Genomic DNA, 15,736 nt, shown 5'->3' on the forward strand with positions numbered 1-15,736 from the left:
AGCTTAAGCGGCAAGTCATGGGGCTGCGCCCGACGGGGGCGCGGGGACGGTCGATCTTGCGACTTCTTCCGGATACGCCGGCCATGCACGAAAAAACCTCGCCGGAGCGAAGCACACGAGCGGACGCGCAAGGAAACAGGACGGAAATCAGCGTCCTGCACCGGGTGGCAAACGGGAAAAATCGCCGAACCGCGAGATCAGGCGAGCAGCCGTGGAGGCGGCTTTATTCGGGGAAGGACAGGGGAGAGGTGGATCAGCGCAGGAAACGTGGCCAGGGCGACCAGGTGCGGAGGCCTGGAGATCGGGAAATGAAAGACCGCGTAGTCGGACAGTTCCTCGATGTCGGATGACACCTGCTGACCGTCTGCATCATCGCTATCCAGGCAGGAAGCGATGTCGCAGACATCCTCCTGGCCTTGCAGGGACGAGACAACGTGGACGCCTGCCGCGGCGACGGTCCCTTGCACGGAAAAGATGAAGAGCAGAAAAACGATGAGCAGTTTCTTCATGAGGCCGCCATTTTACATGTGTTTCAAGGCGTGACGAATTTTCAGGCCGGATGGAATGCAATGGCGTTTCGCAAGTCTTAGCTATTGCAGCGTGCGAACGGCGGCTAAACGGACGCAGGCACTTTTATGAAACGCTTCTTTATCGGACTTCTGCTCGCAATCTTTTCTGTCCAGGGCGCTATTGCCGCCGTCGGCGACGATGCTCTCTTGCAGGATTGTTCATGCCTGCAATGGGCAGGGAGCAACAGCATCGATTCCGAGAGCCCCGAGGTTTTTCCCGTTATCGAAGAGCTGTCCGATTACGTGATCCTTGGCCTGCCGCCGCCCATCGTCCGTCACGAGCTTGTTGTCCCGTCGATCCTGCCGGTGCACCTGCTTTCCCCTGATCTCCCCAAGATAAAGCCGCCGCCAAGAACCTGAAGAGAAGTTCCGCTTCAGATCATGCCGGGCGGCGACGCGACCGCCACGGCTTGCTCATGCATGAAATATCCGTGGGAGAAATGCCATGTTTCACAGCATCTTGTGGCCGGTTGACGGTTCGGCCATGTCTTTCAAACCGTTGCAGGAAGTCATCGATCTGGCAAAACTGTCGGGGGGGAAAATCGTCGTGCTCTCGATCGCGCAGCCGCGCCTGTTTTACTCTACCGAGCCTGGCCAGCTGCAAGATGGCAAGGCGGCGGAGGAGAAACATCTTGAAGCGGCGCGGGAGAGCGTGCAAAAGGTGCGCGAGATCGGGCGGCGTGCCGGGGTCGAGTGTGAAAGCATCGTCTCGATGTCCCACATCCCGGGCGATGCCATTCTGGAAACCGTTCAGAAAACGAACTGCGACCTGATCGTGATGGCGACGCGGGGCAGGATGGGCGTGGTCGACACGCTGTTCAAGGAGAGCACAACGCAGGACGTGCTCCGCAGGTCGCCCGTTCCCGTGCTGGTATTTCCCTCGCAGGGGGAGGGGGCCGTTGACCCCGGTTGATGCATAGCTTCAGCCGATTTCCGATAGGCAGGATCAATGCATTGGCTGCCGGTAGCAGGCCATTACATGCTGTCCCGATTGCCAACAGCATAACGTGCAAGAAGTTGTTTCAACTCCTGCTGGTTTAACTGGAGATCTGCCATCGCTTCCGCCGGCATGGGTTTGCCGACGATGTAACCCTGTATCCTTACGCATCCGGCAGCGTGCAAATACTCAAGCTGTTCATCGGTTTCCACGCCCTCCGCGATGACGGCAATGCCAAGGCCATGGGCCAGGGCGATCGTTGCGCTGGCGATCGCGGCACTGCGAGGATCGGAGGTGATGTTGCGCACGAAGCACTGGTCGATCTTCAGCTTGTCCAGGGTGAAGCGGCTGAGGTAGCCAAGCGAGGAGTAACCGGTGCCGAAGTCGTCCAGCGAAACGCGAACGCCGAGCTTTCTCAGGGCGGCGACCTGGCGGATGGCCGATTCCGTGTCGCGCATGAGGACGCTCTCCGTCAGCTCGATCTCAAGGCAGTGCGGGCTCAAGCCGGTCTTGCGAAGCGCTGCTTCAACCGTTTCGAGGAGGGTTCCTGTGGCAAGCTGGTGAGCCGAGACGTTGACGGCGACAGATAGCGGCGCAAGGCCGCTATCCTGCCACGCCTTGGCCTGGAGGCACGCCTGGTGGATAGTCCATTCACCGATCGGGGCAATCAGGCCCGTGTCCTCCGCCACCGGGATGAACTCGCTGGGCATGATCGTCCCCAGTTCGGAGCTCGTCCAGCGCAGCAGTGCTTCGACACCGCAAAGGCTTCCATCCCTCAGGCACACCTGCGGCTGGTAATAAAGGACCAGCTCATTGCGCGACAAGGCACCCCGCAGCGCGTGCTCGATGGACATCCAGTGGAGCGCCAAGGTATTCATCTCTGCCTTGAAGAATCTGACGATACCTGGCCCATGCTGCTTGGCGTGTGAGAGTGCCGAGTCAGCGTTCATCAGCAATTCGCTCGCGTTGTTCCCGTCGTACGGATACACGGCAATGCCGACACAGGCAGTCAATGAGATCCTCCGGTCCGGCAGTTCGATGGGAGTGGCGAGGTCTTCCAGCAGCTGGTAGGCGAAGTTGACGACGTCGTTCTGATCCTCGAATTCCGTGTACACGACGACGAACTCGTCGCTTCCGGGGCGGGCGAGGGTGTCGGCATGGGGCAGCCGTTTTGCAAGACGCGCGGCGGATTCGCGCAGTACAGTATCGCCGGCATCGTGGCCCAGGCTGTCGTTGATGCGCTGAAGCCGGTCAAGATTGAAGATCATGACGGCAAGCCGGGGATCTTCCGCGCGCGCGGCCTCGATCGCATGCTGCAAGCGGTCATTGAGCAAGCGGCGGTTGGGCAAACGCGTGAGCGGATCATGGTTTGCAAGAAAGGTCAGTTGTGCATTGGCTTCCTTGATCCCGCTGAGATCCGTCATGATCCCTACGTAACCGGTGCGATGCCCCTGGCCGTCACGCATCGTACTGATGGTCAGCCACTGCGGATAGGTCGCGCCGTTCCTGCGCCGTCCCCAAAATTCTCCCCGCCATTCGCCCGTTACCTCGACCGACTGCCAGACCGCCCGGTAGAACATCTCATCGTGCTGGTCGGATTTCAACATGCGGGAATGCTGGCCGAGTACCTGCGATTCCTGATGGCCGGTAATGCGTTCGAACGCGGCATTGACGGCGACAATCTTCCCTTCCGTATCCACCACGACGATGCCGTCCTGCATATGATCGAACACGCGCGCCGCCAGGCGCAGTTTTTCTTCCGCCAGACGCCGTTCGGTAATGTCTTGCAGAGTGCCGGTGAGGCCGATGACATCGCCGCTCCCATCCAGGCGCCTTTCGACGCTCGACTGCAGATAGCGCACCGGTCCTCTTTCCGGATTGGTGCGCAGCTCTCCGGACCATGCCGATCTCTGGCTCAGGGCATGCTTGATCGTCTCGCGGTCGTCGGGGTGAAGGGCGGCGAGGAATTCAGTCACTGAAGGGGCGCCGTTCGCCTTGTCCATCCCCAGGAGCACGAACATTTCATCGGACCATTTTCCCGTATTGCTGCCGAGGTCGAGGTCCCAGCTTCCGAGGTGCGCGAGGCGTTGCGCGCCGGCCAATGCGGCCTCGCTTGTCGCCAGCGCATCGTGAAGCAACATGCGGCGGCGCAGTTCGCGCAATCCGGCGCTGCCCAGCCAGAAGACGGCAAGCAGAAACACGGCCGAAACCGCGATATAAGCTTGCGCCGCACTTCGCCATGGCGCCATCGCTTCCTGGACGCCGATGCCAACCAGCACCACGAGCGGACGCTTTTGTACCTGCCGGTAGAAATAGATGCGTTCGATGCCGTCGACACTGCTGAACGTGCGGTAACTGCCGACGCTGGATTGGGGCAGTGCCGCGATGAATTTCGGGAGAGGATCCAGTTTTCTTCCCTCGGCCCCGGGTGATTCGGGAACTCGCAGCATCAATGTGCCATCGGTAATGGACAGGGAAACGATGCCCTGGTTTCCGATCTTGATCGCCTCGTAAAACCTGCGCAAGTGCTTGGGCTCGAACGCAGCGGCGATCACGCCGCCAAAGCTGCCGTCCGGTTTCGCCAGCCGCAGGCTGACGCCGATGAACCAGACCCCGTGTTTGCTGAGAAGGGGGCGGTCGATGTAGAGACCGTGTGCGGGGTTGTCCCGGTGGGCCTTGAAGTAATCGCGATCCGAAAGATTGTATTTTCCGGGGAGGCGTTCGCTGTCATGGATCATGTCGCCGCTGGAATTCAGGACCCAGATCGCGCGTACGAAGGGCAGATTGCGGATGCTGCTGGTGAGGATCTCCTGGACGGCGTCGTCACGTCCGCTTGCATTTTCGGGGAGGAGTTGTATCGCCCGGGAAGCGCCGTGCAGCGCGAGTTCCACCGCATTGAGGCTGTCCGCGGTCTGTTGCTCAAGGACGCGTGCAAGCCTTTCGGAAGCGATGGACTGGCCCTCGAGCAAGCTTTCCCGGGCTTGATAGAGGGTAAAGACGAGATTGGCGCAAATTGCAATGAACAGGACCGTAAGAAACGCAACAAGCAGGGTGTGAACGCGGCGCCCTCCGTTTCGCTTGTCGCGGAACAGGGATGACAAGAGCTTCAGCACGGAAGGATTGCCGCTATCCATTGGATGGAACCCTCGGGATACAGACGAGTGAAATACGCCGCCTGTGCATGGTAAGCGCAGCAGGACAGATCGAGGCTGCGCTAGTGCCTCGGTGATTGATCTTCGCTAAGAGGGGTGCGGTGCATGGCAAGTGCCCGGATAATTCATCGGTTATCAGACTTCTTCTCGCGGCGTTCCTGATCAGCTTTTGCCAACGCGGAATCTTCAGGCCGCGCATCACCGCGCAACAACTTCAGGCAAACAACCCCTGCAGATACCAGCACACCTCTTCACCCATCCGCTCCCGGTACACCCAGTAGCAGGTCGATGCCGTCCCCTGCGCAATGAAGTAATCCCGCACCACCAGGCCGCCGTCCCACCAGCCGCATTCGATCCGTTCCGGTCCCTGGATCAGGCGCAGCGGCGAGCCGTAGAACGGCCGGTCGTCGCGCATGATCAGGGCGAGCGGCGTTTCCAGTATCCAGAAGGGCCGCTCGACAGGCGGCGGCGGGTGGGCAGGGCGGGTGACGGTCGCGGCCGGGGCCCAGGCATTGCACACTTCGGGACGGTGGTCGGCGCGGGGCGCGGGGGCGAGCACGCTGCGGTCGCCCAGGCGCGCGGTCAGCAGTTCCAGCAGGCGGTGGTAGTCGGCGGGAGTGCCGCCGGGATCGGGGAACAGCGACTCGGTGGGCGGCTGCATCGGGCTGACCTGTCCGGCCTCCAGGCGCAGGCCGATCACGGGGGCGGCGAGTTCGATGCGGCCCAGCCTTTCCTTGAGCAGGCGGGTGAGGTGTTCTTCGTGCCACACCGGATCGGCCAGCGCGATCTCGATTGGCGTGGGCGGAATCGCGGTGCGGCCGCGCTCGTGCTGCAGCAGCAGGATGAAGCGCGAGACCGCAAGCTGCTGCGCGACCAGCCAGCCGGTCATCTGCAGCAGCAGGCGGCGCGCGGCGAACAGCACGGCTTCCGCGTGCTCGATGCGGTCGGGCAGTTCCAGCTGCGCGGCGAAGGTCTTCGGCGCCTGTACCCAGTCGTACAACTCCGGCGCCTGTCCGTAGGCGCGGTCGAGGCTGTCGAGCACGTCCTTGCCGCAGCGGCGCTGCAGGCCGGCGCGCGGCAGCCGGCGCAGGTCGGCGAAGGTGCGGCAGCCGATGCCTTCCAGCCATTCCTGCCAGGGGCGCAGCGCGGGCAGCAGCGTGCAGCGCAGGGCATCGAGGCGGCGTGCCATGGTTTCCATGCCGGCGGCGCGGCGCCGGGCATTGCCGCGCACGCTGCGGTAGCGCGCGAGCAGCCAGGCGCCCTGTGCGGTGGGCGCCATGCCGAGCTGGGGCGTGAATCCGAGCGCATCGATACTGCCGCGCACCAGGCGGCAGAGCGCGCGCCGTCCGCCGAAGGCGCGCAGGCTGGCAGTGACGTCGAGCAGCAGGCTGGCTTCCTCGGCCAGCGCCACTTCCGGTGTGTACTGCAACAGCGTCAGCGCAATGTCATCCAGCGCTTGCTGTTGCCGCAGCGGGTCGTGCTCGTGCAGTACCGCATCGGGGCAGAGCGTCAGCACGCCGGCGCGGCGCATGTCCCTGCGCACGCCGGCGGCGGCGGCCTCCATGCTCATGGTCAGCACGCGTTCGCGGTCGACGACGACATGCAGGCCCGGTTCAGACCAGCGCGGCCGGAATGTTTCGAGCGGCAGGTGCGGCAGGTGCACGCTTATCCATGTGCGCATGGTCGGGGTCGATGGTGGAGGTGGTGGGGGTGGTGGCAAGGGCCGGCGCGGCGGGCATGCCGTCAAGCCGCAGGAAAAGCGTTTCGTCGCGCTGCGGACCGCGCCGCTTGACGATGTCGATATCGATGCCGCCCATGGCGGGGCGCAATGCCAGGCGCAGGGGCGAGGGCGAAGCGTCCTGCGCGCAGGCCAGGGGACGCATCATCCAGAACAGGATCTCGGTACCTTGTGCGGCAAGGTGCAGGCGGCGCAGCGATTCGGCGCGCACTTGCTGCTGCCAGAACACCAGGGCGCCGCAGCTGCCGTTGCGCAGGATCTGCTCCGCGCTCCACAGGGCATCGGCGCTGCGCGCGGTCTTGATCCACAGGAGGCGGTCGGCAGGCAGCCCCCACGCCGTCCAGGCGGCGATCTGCGGGAGATGCGGCGGCTGGAGCAGGGCGATGCGGCGCTGGCGGGAGGCCGCTTCGAGCGCGGGACGCAACAGGCGCATTTCGCCGATCCCGGCTTGCTGCAACAGCAATTCGACCAGGGCCGCGCTTGGCCAGCCGCCGTTGGGCAGTTCGCGGTCGAGCGCGGGATGGCCGGTGGGCGTGACGGCCGCCTGGTAGGAGCCCATCTGGTCGGCGCGCCAGACCGTGTTCGGCAGGGAGGAAACTAAAGCGGACATCCGGACCTCTTAATTCTTCTTTCTGGCAAGGAATTGCTTTTCAAAATTTACTGTATGAATATACAGTAGAATCCGGATGCCGATTAGTCAAATTGGTTATGTGATTAATCCGGTTTTATATTGCCCACACGCTTTTTTGCCTTTCATGCAATCCCGCATCACCTCCGTTGGCCTCCTCGTCAAACCCGACCCGGCCGACCGCTTTACCTACCCGGACCATATCGACCGCGGCAGCCTCGACGCCTTGCCGCCGAAGCCCGGCATCTACATCTTCCGCGACGAGCAGGAGCGCCCGCTGTACATCGGCAAGAGCGTCAACATCCGAGCCCGGGTGCTCTCGCACCTGCGCACCCCGGAAGAGGCGCGCATGCTGCAGGCCAGCCGGCATGTGGAGTTCCGGCGCACCGCCGGCGAGATCGGCGCCTTGCTGCTGGAGTCGCGCCTGATCAAGGAAATGCAGCCGCTGCACAACAAGAAGTTGCGCCGCACGCGCGAGATGTGCACGCTGCGCCTGGCGCCGGATGTGAATGCGATGCCCGAGATCGTCTACGCGCGCGACCACGACTTCGCCGTCACGGCCGACCTGTATGGCCTGTTCGCCACGCGCAAGGCGGCCCTGGAGCGGCTGCGCATGATCGTGGAGAGCGAGCGGTTGTGTCCCGCCATGTGCGGACTGGAGAGTGCGGTGCGCGGGCGCGCCTGTTTCGCCCGGCAGATCGCGCGCTGCCTGGGCGCCTGCATCGGCGAGGAGCCGATCGAAGATCACTACCTCAGGCTGCGCGCGGCGCTGGAGGAAATGCGCATCGTTGTCTGGCCCTATGCCGGTCCGATGGGCATCGTGGAAGAGTGCGACGGCTGGCGGCAGACGCATGTGATCGACCGCTGGTTCTACCTCGGATCGGTCGACCATGTGAAAGGCGCGGCGCCGGTCAGGCAACCGGCACGCCGGACATTCGATGTTGATACCTACAAGATCCTGGTCCGGCCGATGATGCGCGGGGAGTTGCATATCGAACCGCTGGAGCCGGCGACGCTGCGCGGACGGAAACCGGGGCGCGCATAAAAAAGCAGTACAACCGGCAAGCGCCGGTTGTACTGCCCACACCACGTTACCTGACTGGAGCCGTGCTTACTTGGAGGTCGAGCCCGGGGTCGTCGTGCTGCTACTGCTGCTGCCCGGCGTCGTGCTGCTGGTGTCGCCGCTGGAGCCGCTGGAGGAGGAGCCCGACGAGCCGCCGCTGGTGCTGCCACTCGTGCTGCCGCTGGAACCACCGCTGGAACCACCACTGGAACCGCCCGTGCCGCTCGGCGTGCTGCTGCTGGAACCGCCGCTGGAGCCGCCGGTACCGCTCGGCGTGCTGCTGGAACCGCCGCTGGAACCGCCGGTGCCCGAGCTGGGTGTGCTGCTTGTCGCGCCGCTGGTCGAACCGCCTGTGCCGCCGGCCGAGCTGCTGCCCGCGCTGGGATCCGTGCCGCTGGTGGCGCCGCTTGCGCTACCCGACGGCGTGCCGCCCGTGGCGCCGGTCGATCCGGTGGTGCCGCCTGCACCGCCTGCGCCACCTGCGCTCGATGACGAGCTAGCGCCGCCGGTGCTGTCCGTCGTACTGCCAGTCGTGCTGCCCGTCGATCCAGCTGTCGAGCCGCCGGTCGAGCCGGTGCCGCCGGTCGAGCCGGTGGTTCCCGCCGTGCCGCTGGACGTTCCGCCAGCCGATCCTGCGCTCGAGCCGCCGGCTCCAGCGCCAGCACTGCCCGAATCCTTGTTGCATGCGCCCAATGTCAGTGTGGCGACAAGCGCCGCGAGCAATACTGAGTATTTCATATCGGTTCCTCTCAAGAAAATATAGTTGTAGAACCCGCTTCCATGCATGGTTGAACAGGCTCCAATGTTGCGTTCTCGGCTAATTGGAGAAACCAACGGGTGTTAAGTGCCTGATTCAGGTTTGATAAATCTCAATGACGATATGTTTATTTCAATACGGGCAGCGGCGTCCGAATGACCATGGCCGCATGTTGTCTTTGGGCAATCTGTTGTCACATGGCTATATAATGGCGTGAATAAGAACAAATAAACCGTGACCGGAGCCACGACGGGCCTCGGTTATCCGAGGGCTCATGAACAACTCTTCCCTGCGCCGGCAGCTCGTGCTGCCGTACGTGCTACTAGTGCTATTCGTGTCTGCTGCCATCGCCTGGGTGTCCTACAAGGCGGGGGAAGAGGCCGTCGGTACCTTGTCCAGGCGCGTATTGACCGACATGGCCCTGCGCATCGGCGGCGCCACCGAGCAGCACCTGGCCGGCGCCGTCACCGCCCTCAATGCAGTCGATCCCGACCCTGCCATGCTGCCGCGCACGCGGCCCTTCGATGCGCGTCCCGCGTCTCTCGAAGAGCGTCTATGGAGCGCAAGCGGCCTGTTCATGGAGGTCAGCAATTACGTGTATTTCGGCAGCGCGGACGGCAGCTTCATCGGGGTCAACCGGGTCAACAAGGATTTTGTCGAGCTCTACCTGCGCGAGCCCGGCGCCACAGCGCGGCAGGTCTATTCCGTTCACACTCCCGGCGACCGCGGCCGCGTCCTGCGCACGGACGACTACGATCCGCGCAAGCGTCCCTGGTACGTGGCCGCCGCGGGCAAGGCCGGGCCGGTCTGGTCCCCGGTGTACAACGATTTCACTTCGCGCGAGCCGACCCTCACCCTCGCGCGCGCCGTGTACGGCCCGGACCGCGCCGCTGCCGGCGTGATCGCCACCGACCTGACCCTCAAGGTCCTCACCGACTTCCTGCGCGCGACGAGGGCAAGCGGCAACGGCGTGGCGTTCGTACTCGATGCGGAGGGCTACATCGTGGCGACTTCGGGCGACGAGCTGCCGTTCAGGATGATCGACGGCGTGCCTGCCCGGTTGCGGGGCGACGAGGTGCCGTCGGCGCTGATCCGCGATGCCTACGCCAGGGTCGTCGAATGGAGAAAGGCCGTGACCGACACCACGGTGCCGCTGGCCGCCGGATTCGCCACCGATGCCGGTGCGCTGGACATTGCAGCCAGCATCACGGGCCGCCAGTACGGCCTCGACTGGACCACGGTGGTGGCGGTGCCGCGCTCCGACTTCATGGGCGGCGTCACCAGCAGTTTCATCCAGGGCATGGGCATCGCGGTGCTGTGCGTCGCGGTTGCGCTGATCCTCGGCCTGTCCGTCCTCAACCGGGTGCTGCGCGACATTCGCGTGCTGACCGACGCCGCCAAGAAGATCGGCGACGGCGAGCCGCTGCCTTCGCTGAACATCCGCCGGCGCGACGAGATCGGCCAGCTGGCGCTGAGCTTCTCCGAAATGGAGCACAACCTGCGCATCGACAAGCTGACCGCCGTGTTCAACCGCGCCTCGCTGATCGCCCAGATCGCCTCCCTGCGGCGCCAGCTGGAGCAGAACACGGGCGACCGGCCTAACTTTGCCTTGCTCTTCATCGACCTCGACCACTTCAAGAAGATCAACGATCACTACGGCCACGGCGCGGGCGACAAGATGCTGGTCACCGTGGCGGCGCGCCTGAAGGAATCCGTGCGCGTGAGCGATGTCGTGGCGCGTTACGGCGGCGACGAATTCGTGGTCTTGCTCAAGGGTGTGACAGATGTGGACGACGTGGTTGCCATGGAGGAGAAAATCCGGCGCATCGTCGAGGAGCCGGTGTTCCTGGACCACGGCAAGGCAGCGGTCGGCGTCTCCATCGGCTGGGCGCTATTCCCCGAGGATGGCGAGGACGTGGATGCGCTGCTGAAGATCGCCGACAAGCGCATGTTCGACACCAAGCGCATACGCAAGGCGGCGCGCTAGCGGGAATGACGTGACTTGTAGCGTGGGTAGAGCGAAGCGAAACCCGCGCGAACATCCATCTGCGGGCCGCATCGCGGGTTTCGCTTCGCTCTACCCACGCTACAGTTCTCTATGCATTTCCAATTCATCCCCCTTTATGCCTAGTTCCGACAGGTAATTTATTTTCCGGGGGAAATCCATCATACTGGCGTAATAACCATTATGAAAATGGGGACATTATGCCCGCTGACCTGGTTCCGCATCCGTCTCCCCCCGGCATGGCGCCCGCTGCGCCGGGCACCACCATCAGCCGGAAGATCGCCGCGGTCTTTTCGGTCGTGCTCGTATTTGCCGTCGCAAACCTGGTTGTGGTGCGCTCCATGCTTGACGACGTCAATGGCGTGGCCGAAACCGTCAACGTGGCTGGCAAGCTGCGCATGCTCACCCAGAAGATCGCCTTCGAGACGAGCAAGGCGCTCCAGCTTCCCGAGGCGGGGACGGGGGAGGTCGACGCCGCGCTCGCCGATTTCGAGACCGCGCTGGATGCCCTGGCAGGCGGCGGGGAGGCCTTCGGCTACCGTCTCGACATGCTCAAGCCGGCCCATCTCGTGCATCTCGATGCCGCCCGGGCGGACTGGGCACGCTATCGCGGGCAGGTGGAGGCTGCCCTGGCCGGACGCGGTATTGCGATAGAGGGGGCGACGGGGCAGATCACCGAGAGCGCGGCCCGCCTGCTCGGCGACGCAGAGGCACTGGTCGCCTCGCTGACCCAGGAAGCGCAGCAGGCGCAGGAACGCGCGCTGATGAAAATGTATGCGCTCCTCTTGCTCGACGTGCTGGTCCTGCTCGCTGTATTCGTGCTGGTGCGCAGGCGCATCGTGCACCCCCTGCGCGAACTGGCGCAGCGCAGCGCCGAACTCGCCGCGGGCAACTACCGGGTCAGCGTCGAATGCCAATCCAATGACGAGATCGGCCTGCTGGCCTGGCGCTTCAACGATTCCGCGCGCCGCATCGGCGAGCTGATCGGCCACATCGAGCAGGAGCGTCTGAGCCTGCAGCAGGCGGAGTCGATGTTCCGCGGTTTTGCGGAAAACTCGGTGGTCGGGGTCTACATCGTCCAGCATGGCGGCTTCCGCTTCGTCAATCCGAAGATGGCGCAGATGTTCGGCTACACGGTCGGGGAGATGACGTCCGGGGTGCGGGCCTACGACCTGGTCGTGGACAGCGAGCGCGGGGCCGTCGAGGAGAACGTGCGCAAGCGCCTGCGCGGCGAGATCAGCGAGGTGCACTACGAGCGGCATGCGCGCCGCAAGGACGGATCGGTATTCGATGTCGAAGTGTTCGGCTCGGCGATGCTGCTCGACGGTGAGAATGCCACTATCGGCATCATGCTCGACATCTCGGAGCGCAAGCGGCTCGACCTCGCGCTGCGGGTGCTGAGCGCGAGCAACCAGGCGCTGGTGCGTGCCACCGACGAAACGGCGCTGCTTTCCGAGGTCTGCCGTATTTTTCGCGACATCAGCGGCTTCCCGTTCGCATGGGTCGGTTTCGCCGAGGATGGCGCGGCCAGGCGCGTGCGTGCCGCCGCGATGGCGGAAATGGAGGAGGGTGCGCTGACGTCCACTGTCGGCCACGTGACCTGGGGCGAGGAGGCGACGGCCAGGGGCGTGACCGGAACCGCTATCCGCGAAGGACGCGCGGTGGTCGTCCACGACATGCAGACAGGCGCGGTGCACTCACCGTGGCGCGACTTCATGGTCCGTTTCCGGATCGTGTCGGCGATGTCCGTGCCGCTGAAGGCCGGCAACGCCATCCTCGGCGCGCTGACCGTCTATTCCCATGAGGCGAACGCCTTCGGCCCGAACGAGGTGAAGGTGGCGGAAGAGCTTGCCGACAACCTCGCCTACGGCATCTCGGCGCTGCGCGCCGAAGCGGCGAGGCGCGAGTATGCGCGGCAGCTCGAGTACCACGCCGGGCACGACATCCTTACCGGCCTGCCCAACCGCGCCCTGCTGCAGGACCGCCTGAACCAGGCCATCGCGTATGCAGCGCGCTACTGTTATTCGCTGTGGGTCCTGTTCCTCGACCTCGACCGCTTCAAGTTCGTCAACGACAGCCTCGGCCACAAGGCCGGCGACGCCGTTCTCAAGACTGTCGCCGCGCGCCTGCAGGCCGCGGTGCGCGAGACGGACACCGTGGCCCGCCTGGGCGGCGACGAATTCGTGCTGGTGCTTCCCGAGCGCATCGATGAAAGCCTCGCGACCTCGGTCGTCCAGCGCATCATGGATGCGGTGGCCGAGCCGCTGGTAGTGGAAGGCCATGAGTTCTTCCTCGGCTGCAGCATCGGCGTGGCGGCGTATCCCGCCGACGGCGAGGACCCCGAGACCCTCATCAAGAACGCCGACATCGCGATGTATCGCGCCAAGGAAAGCGGGCGCAACAACTTCCAGTTCTATACCGCGGCGATGAACGAACGCCTGCTCGAGCGCCTGCGCATCGAGGGCGACTTGCGCAACGCGCTGGAGCGCGGCGAGTTCGTGCTGCACTACCAGCCGCAGATCGACCTCGACACCGGCCGCACGGTGGGCATGGAGGCGTTGATCCGCTGGCTGCATCCGGCGCTGGGCCTGATTCCGCCGCTGCGCTTCATCGGACTGGCGGAAGAGACCGGCCTGATCGTGCCGATCGGCGAATGGGTGCTGCGCACGGCATGCGCGCAGGCGGTTGCATGGCAGCGCGTGGGCCTGGGCAAGCTGCGCGTGGGGGTCAATCTTTCCGCGCGCCAGTTCGCCCAGCACGACCTGGTGCAGGCCATTGCAAGCGCTTTGCACGACACCGGGCTGGCGCCGCACCAGCTCGAACTCGAGCTGACCGAGAGCCTCGTGATGACTGACGTCGAGCGCGCCATCGGCGTGCTGGCCGAACTCAAGGCGCTAGGCGTGCTGCTGTCGCTCGACGATTTCGGCACCGGCCACTCCAGCCTGTCCTATCTCAAGCGCCTGCCGATCGATGCGCTGAAGATCGACCAGTCCTTCGTGCGCGACATCACGCAGACCCCGGACGACGCAGCCATCGTTGCTTCGATCATTTCCCTCGCACACAACCTGCGCCGGCATGTCATTGCGGAAGGCGTGGAAACCTACGAGCAGCTGCGCTACCTGCAAGACCACGGCTGCAAGGAAATGCAGGGGTATTACTTCAGCAAGCCGGTGCCGGCGGAAATGTTCGAACAGCTGCTGCGTCAGGATGCGCAGGCAGCCGCTACCCGCTGTTGATCAGGCCGGCTCGACGTAGGCGCGCAGGAAGGTCCTCTTGCTGCTGTCCGGAAAGCGGATGGTCACCTTGTCGCCTTCGTTGGCTACGACCTGTCCTTCGCCGTACTTCGGCACCTTGACGTTGCGCCCCGCTTCCAGTGCGCTTGCCTGGCGCGCCGGTGCGGGGCGCGCTTGCTGCTGGCGCGGATGCTCCGGACTGAGCGCCTGTTCGGGCGGCTGCCTGCAGTTGTCGCAGACGCCGCAGTGCGACCAGGTCACCTGTTCGGCGAAATATTCCAGCAGTACCTTCCAGCGGCAGAATCCCGTCTGCGCATAGAACACCAGGCGCTCCAGTGCTTCATGATCGCGCGCGCTCTTGTCGCGGTAGGTGCTCACGAGCTCTTTCAGCTCTTTCGGCTTGACGCGCTGCTTCAAGAGGTGGAAGTCGAGGTTCTCGTCCTGTTCGAGATAGCCGCCATCCTTGAGCAGTTTCAGGGCGACCTGCAGCCGTGTGTCCGACACCTGCTCGAGATGCTCCTGCAACTGCGCGAGGGAAACGTTGCGACGGTCCGCGAGCAATTCCTGCAGCCCCGAGTACACCACGCCGAGGTCGTCTGCCCCAGGGTAGCGCCGGGCAAGGAAGAACTGCTGTACCTGCTTGTCCTTGGCGTGATAGAGCAGGATGCAGTCCGCATCTTCGCCATCACGGCCGGCCCGTCCGGATTCCTGGTAATACGCTTCGAGGTTGGCGGGAATCTGGTAGTGGATGACGAAGCGGATGTCCGGCTTGTCGATGCCCATGCCGAAGGCGTTGGTGGCGACCATGATGCGGCTTGCGCCGTTCATGAAGTCGTCCTGGTTCTGGCTGCGCTGCTTCGCCGACAGCTGGCCGTGATAGAAGGTAACGCTTTCGCCGGCTTCCTTCAGTGCGGCATGCACTTCCTCGACCGCTTTGACCGTCGCCGTGTAGACGATGCCCGGGCCCTGCGCCTGGCGCACCTGTGCCAGCGCGAGCGAGAGCTTTTCCTGCTCGCCAGTGGCGGTGACAACGCGGTAGTGCAGATTTGACCGGTAGATACCGGTATTTATGACATGCATATCGGCCAGGCCAAGCTGCTTGCCGATGTCTTCGATGACGTCGTCCGTGGCCGTCGCCGTCAACGCCAGCACAGGCGGATTGCCGAGCGCCTCGACGGCCGCGCCGAGGTGCAGGTAGGCCGGACGGAAGTCATGGCCCCAGTGCGAAATGCAGTGCGCCTCATCGATCACAAACAGGCTCACCCGGTTCTGCCGCACGGTGGCAAGGAAATCGGGATCGGACAGGCGTTCCGGCGTGGCGAAGATGAATTCGTTATCGGCCTGCCTGATGCTCTCGAGCACCGATTCTTCCTCGCGCGTGCTGAGCGTGCTGTTGACTTCGGCCGCAGCCACACCGGCGGTCTCAAGCTTCCCGGCCTGATCCTTCATGAGCGAGATCAGCGGCGAGACGACCAGCGTCACGCCGGGCAGCTTCAGCGAGGGGAGCTGATAGCAGAGGGATTTGCCCGCGCCCGTGGGCATGATGGCGAGGGTGTTGTTGCCCTGCAGGACGCTTTCGATGACCTCATGCTGTCCGGGACGCAGGTGGCGGATGCCGAAGGTTTCGTGCAGCGCCTTCTGCAAGGCCTTGTCG

11 protein-coding genes are annotated in these 15,736 nt (G+C 64.1%); 6 read left to right on the forward strand and 5 right to left on the reverse strand.

The features are described 5' to 3' along the window. Nucleotides 1–197: 197 nt before the first annotated feature. Entirely contained in the window at nucleotides 198–509 is a 312-nt protein-coding gene (locus VFF99_RS19435) for a hypothetical protein (RefSeq protein WP_325020577.1), read from the reverse strand. Between the two features lie 126 nt (nucleotides 510–635). On the opposite strand from VFF99_RS19435, the gene VFF99_RS19440 reads away from it, so the two are divergent. After that, nucleotides 636–929 (forward strand): hypothetical protein, encoded by a 294-nt coding sequence (locus tag VFF99_RS19440; protein WP_325020578.1) that lies wholly within the window; start codon nucleotides 636–638, stop codon nucleotides 927–929. A gap of 85 nt (nucleotides 930–1,014) precedes the next feature. Further along, a complete protein-coding gene (locus VFF99_RS19445) occupies nucleotides 1,015–1,482 on the forward strand; it encodes a universal stress protein (RefSeq protein ID WP_325020579.1) in 468 nt (155 codons plus the stop codon). A gap of 62 nt (nucleotides 1,483–1,544) precedes the next feature. Here VFF99_RS19445 and VFF99_RS19450 read toward each other — a convergent pair whose 3' ends face one another. From VFF99_RS19450 to imuA, 3 genes are all read right to left on the reverse strand, one after another. Continuing rightward, the gene (locus VFF99_RS19450; protein WP_325020580.1) at nucleotides 1,545–4,640 is read right to left on the reverse strand and encodes a bifunctional diguanylate cyclase/phosphodiesterase; all 3,096 of its coding nucleotides are present in this window, start codon (nucleotides 4,638–4,640) and stop codon (nucleotides 1,545–1,547) included. A gap of 232 nt (nucleotides 4,641–4,872) precedes the next feature. Further along, a complete protein-coding gene (locus VFF99_RS19455) occupies nucleotides 4,873–6,339 on the reverse strand; it encodes a DNA polymerase Y family protein (protein WP_325020581.1) in 1,467 nt (488 codons plus the stop codon). Beyond that, nucleotides 6,272–7,006 carry a translesion DNA synthesis-associated protein ImuA gene (gene imuA, locus VFF99_RS19460; RefSeq protein ID WP_325020582.1) on the reverse strand — a complete coding sequence of 245 codons (735 nt, stop codon included), beginning with the start codon at nucleotides 7,004–7,006 and terminating at the stop codon, nucleotides 6,272–6,274. The genes VFF99_RS19455 and imuA overlap by 68 nt, the downstream gene beginning before the upstream one ends. A gap of 145 nt (nucleotides 7,007–7,151) precedes the next feature. On the opposite strand from imuA, the gene VFF99_RS19465 reads away from it, so the two are divergent. The 4 genes from VFF99_RS19465 (at nucleotide 7,152) to VFF99_RS19480 (ending at nucleotide 14,085) form a co-directional block, all read left to right on the forward strand. Then, complete coding sequence (locus VFF99_RS19465; RefSeq protein WP_325020583.1) at nucleotides 7,152–8,069, forward strand: endonuclease; 918 nt, start codon at nucleotides 7,152–7,154, stop codon at nucleotides 8,067–8,069. Nucleotides 8,070–8,247: 178 nt separating this feature from the next. After that, nucleotides 8,248–8,850, forward strand: coding sequence for a hypothetical protein (locus tag VFF99_RS19470; RefSeq protein WP_325020584.1), 603 nt, complete (start codon nucleotides 8,248–8,250; stop codon nucleotides 8,848–8,850). A gap of 268 nt (nucleotides 8,851–9,118) precedes the next feature. Next, entirely contained in the window at nucleotides 9,119–10,831 is a 1,713-nt protein-coding gene (locus VFF99_RS19475; RefSeq protein ID WP_325020585.1) for a diguanylate cyclase, read from the forward strand. 218 nt (nucleotides 10,832–11,049) lie between these two features. Further along, complete coding sequence (locus VFF99_RS19480) at nucleotides 11,050–14,085, forward strand: EAL domain-containing protein (protein WP_325020586.1); 3,036 nt, start codon at nucleotides 11,050–11,052, stop codon at nucleotides 14,083–14,085. On the opposite strand, the gene VFF99_RS19485 is transcribed toward VFF99_RS19480, so the two are convergent. Beyond that, nucleotides 14,086–15,736, reverse strand: a 1,651-nt coding sequence (locus VFF99_RS19485; RefSeq protein ID WP_325020587.1) for an ATP-dependent DNA helicase RecQ, incomplete at its 5' end; no start/stop codon positions are given.

This window comes from Noviherbaspirillum sp., assembly GCF_035654295.1.
Taxonomy (GTDB): domain Bacteria; phylum Pseudomonadota; class Gammaproteobacteria; order Burkholderiales; family Burkholderiaceae_D; genus Noviherbaspirillum.

What these genes read in the sequence shown, in the direction of transcription:
- VFF99_RS19435 (WP_325020577.1), bottom strand. Translation starts at nt 509, where the DNA reads ATGAAGAAACTGCTCATCGTTTTTCTGCTCTTCATCTTTTCCGTGCAA.
- VFF99_RS19440 (WP_325020578.1), top strand. Translation starts at nt 636, where the DNA reads ATGAAACGCTTCTTTATCGGACTTCTGCTCGCAATCTTTTCTGTCCAG.
- VFF99_RS19445 (WP_325020579.1), top strand. Translation starts at nt 1,015, where the DNA reads ATGTTTCACAGCATCTTGTGGCCGGTTGACGGTTCGGCCATGTCTTTC.
- VFF99_RS19450 (WP_325020580.1), bottom strand. Translation starts at nt 4,640, where the DNA reads ATGGATAGCGGCAATCCTTCCGTGCTGAAGCTCTTGTCATCCCTGTTC.
- VFF99_RS19455 (WP_325020581.1), bottom strand. Translation starts at nt 6,339, where the DNA reads ATGCGCACATGGATAAGCGTGCACCTGCCGCACCTGCCGCTCGAAACA.
- imuA (WP_325020582.1), bottom strand. Translation starts at nt 7,006, where the DNA reads ATGTCCGCTTTAGTTTCCTCCCTGCCGAACACGGTCTGGCGCGCCGAC.
- VFF99_RS19465 (WP_325020583.1), top strand. Translation starts at nt 7,152, where the DNA reads ATGCAATCCCGCATCACCTCCGTTGGCCTCCTCGTCAAACCCGACCCG.
- VFF99_RS19475 (WP_325020585.1), top strand. Translation starts at nt 9,119, where the DNA reads ATGAACAACTCTTCCCTGCGCCGGCAGCTCGTGCTGCCGTACGTGCTA.
- VFF99_RS19480 (WP_325020586.1), top strand. Translation starts at nt 11,050, where the DNA reads ATGCCCGCTGACCTGGTTCCGCATCCGTCTCCCCCCGGCATGGCGCCC.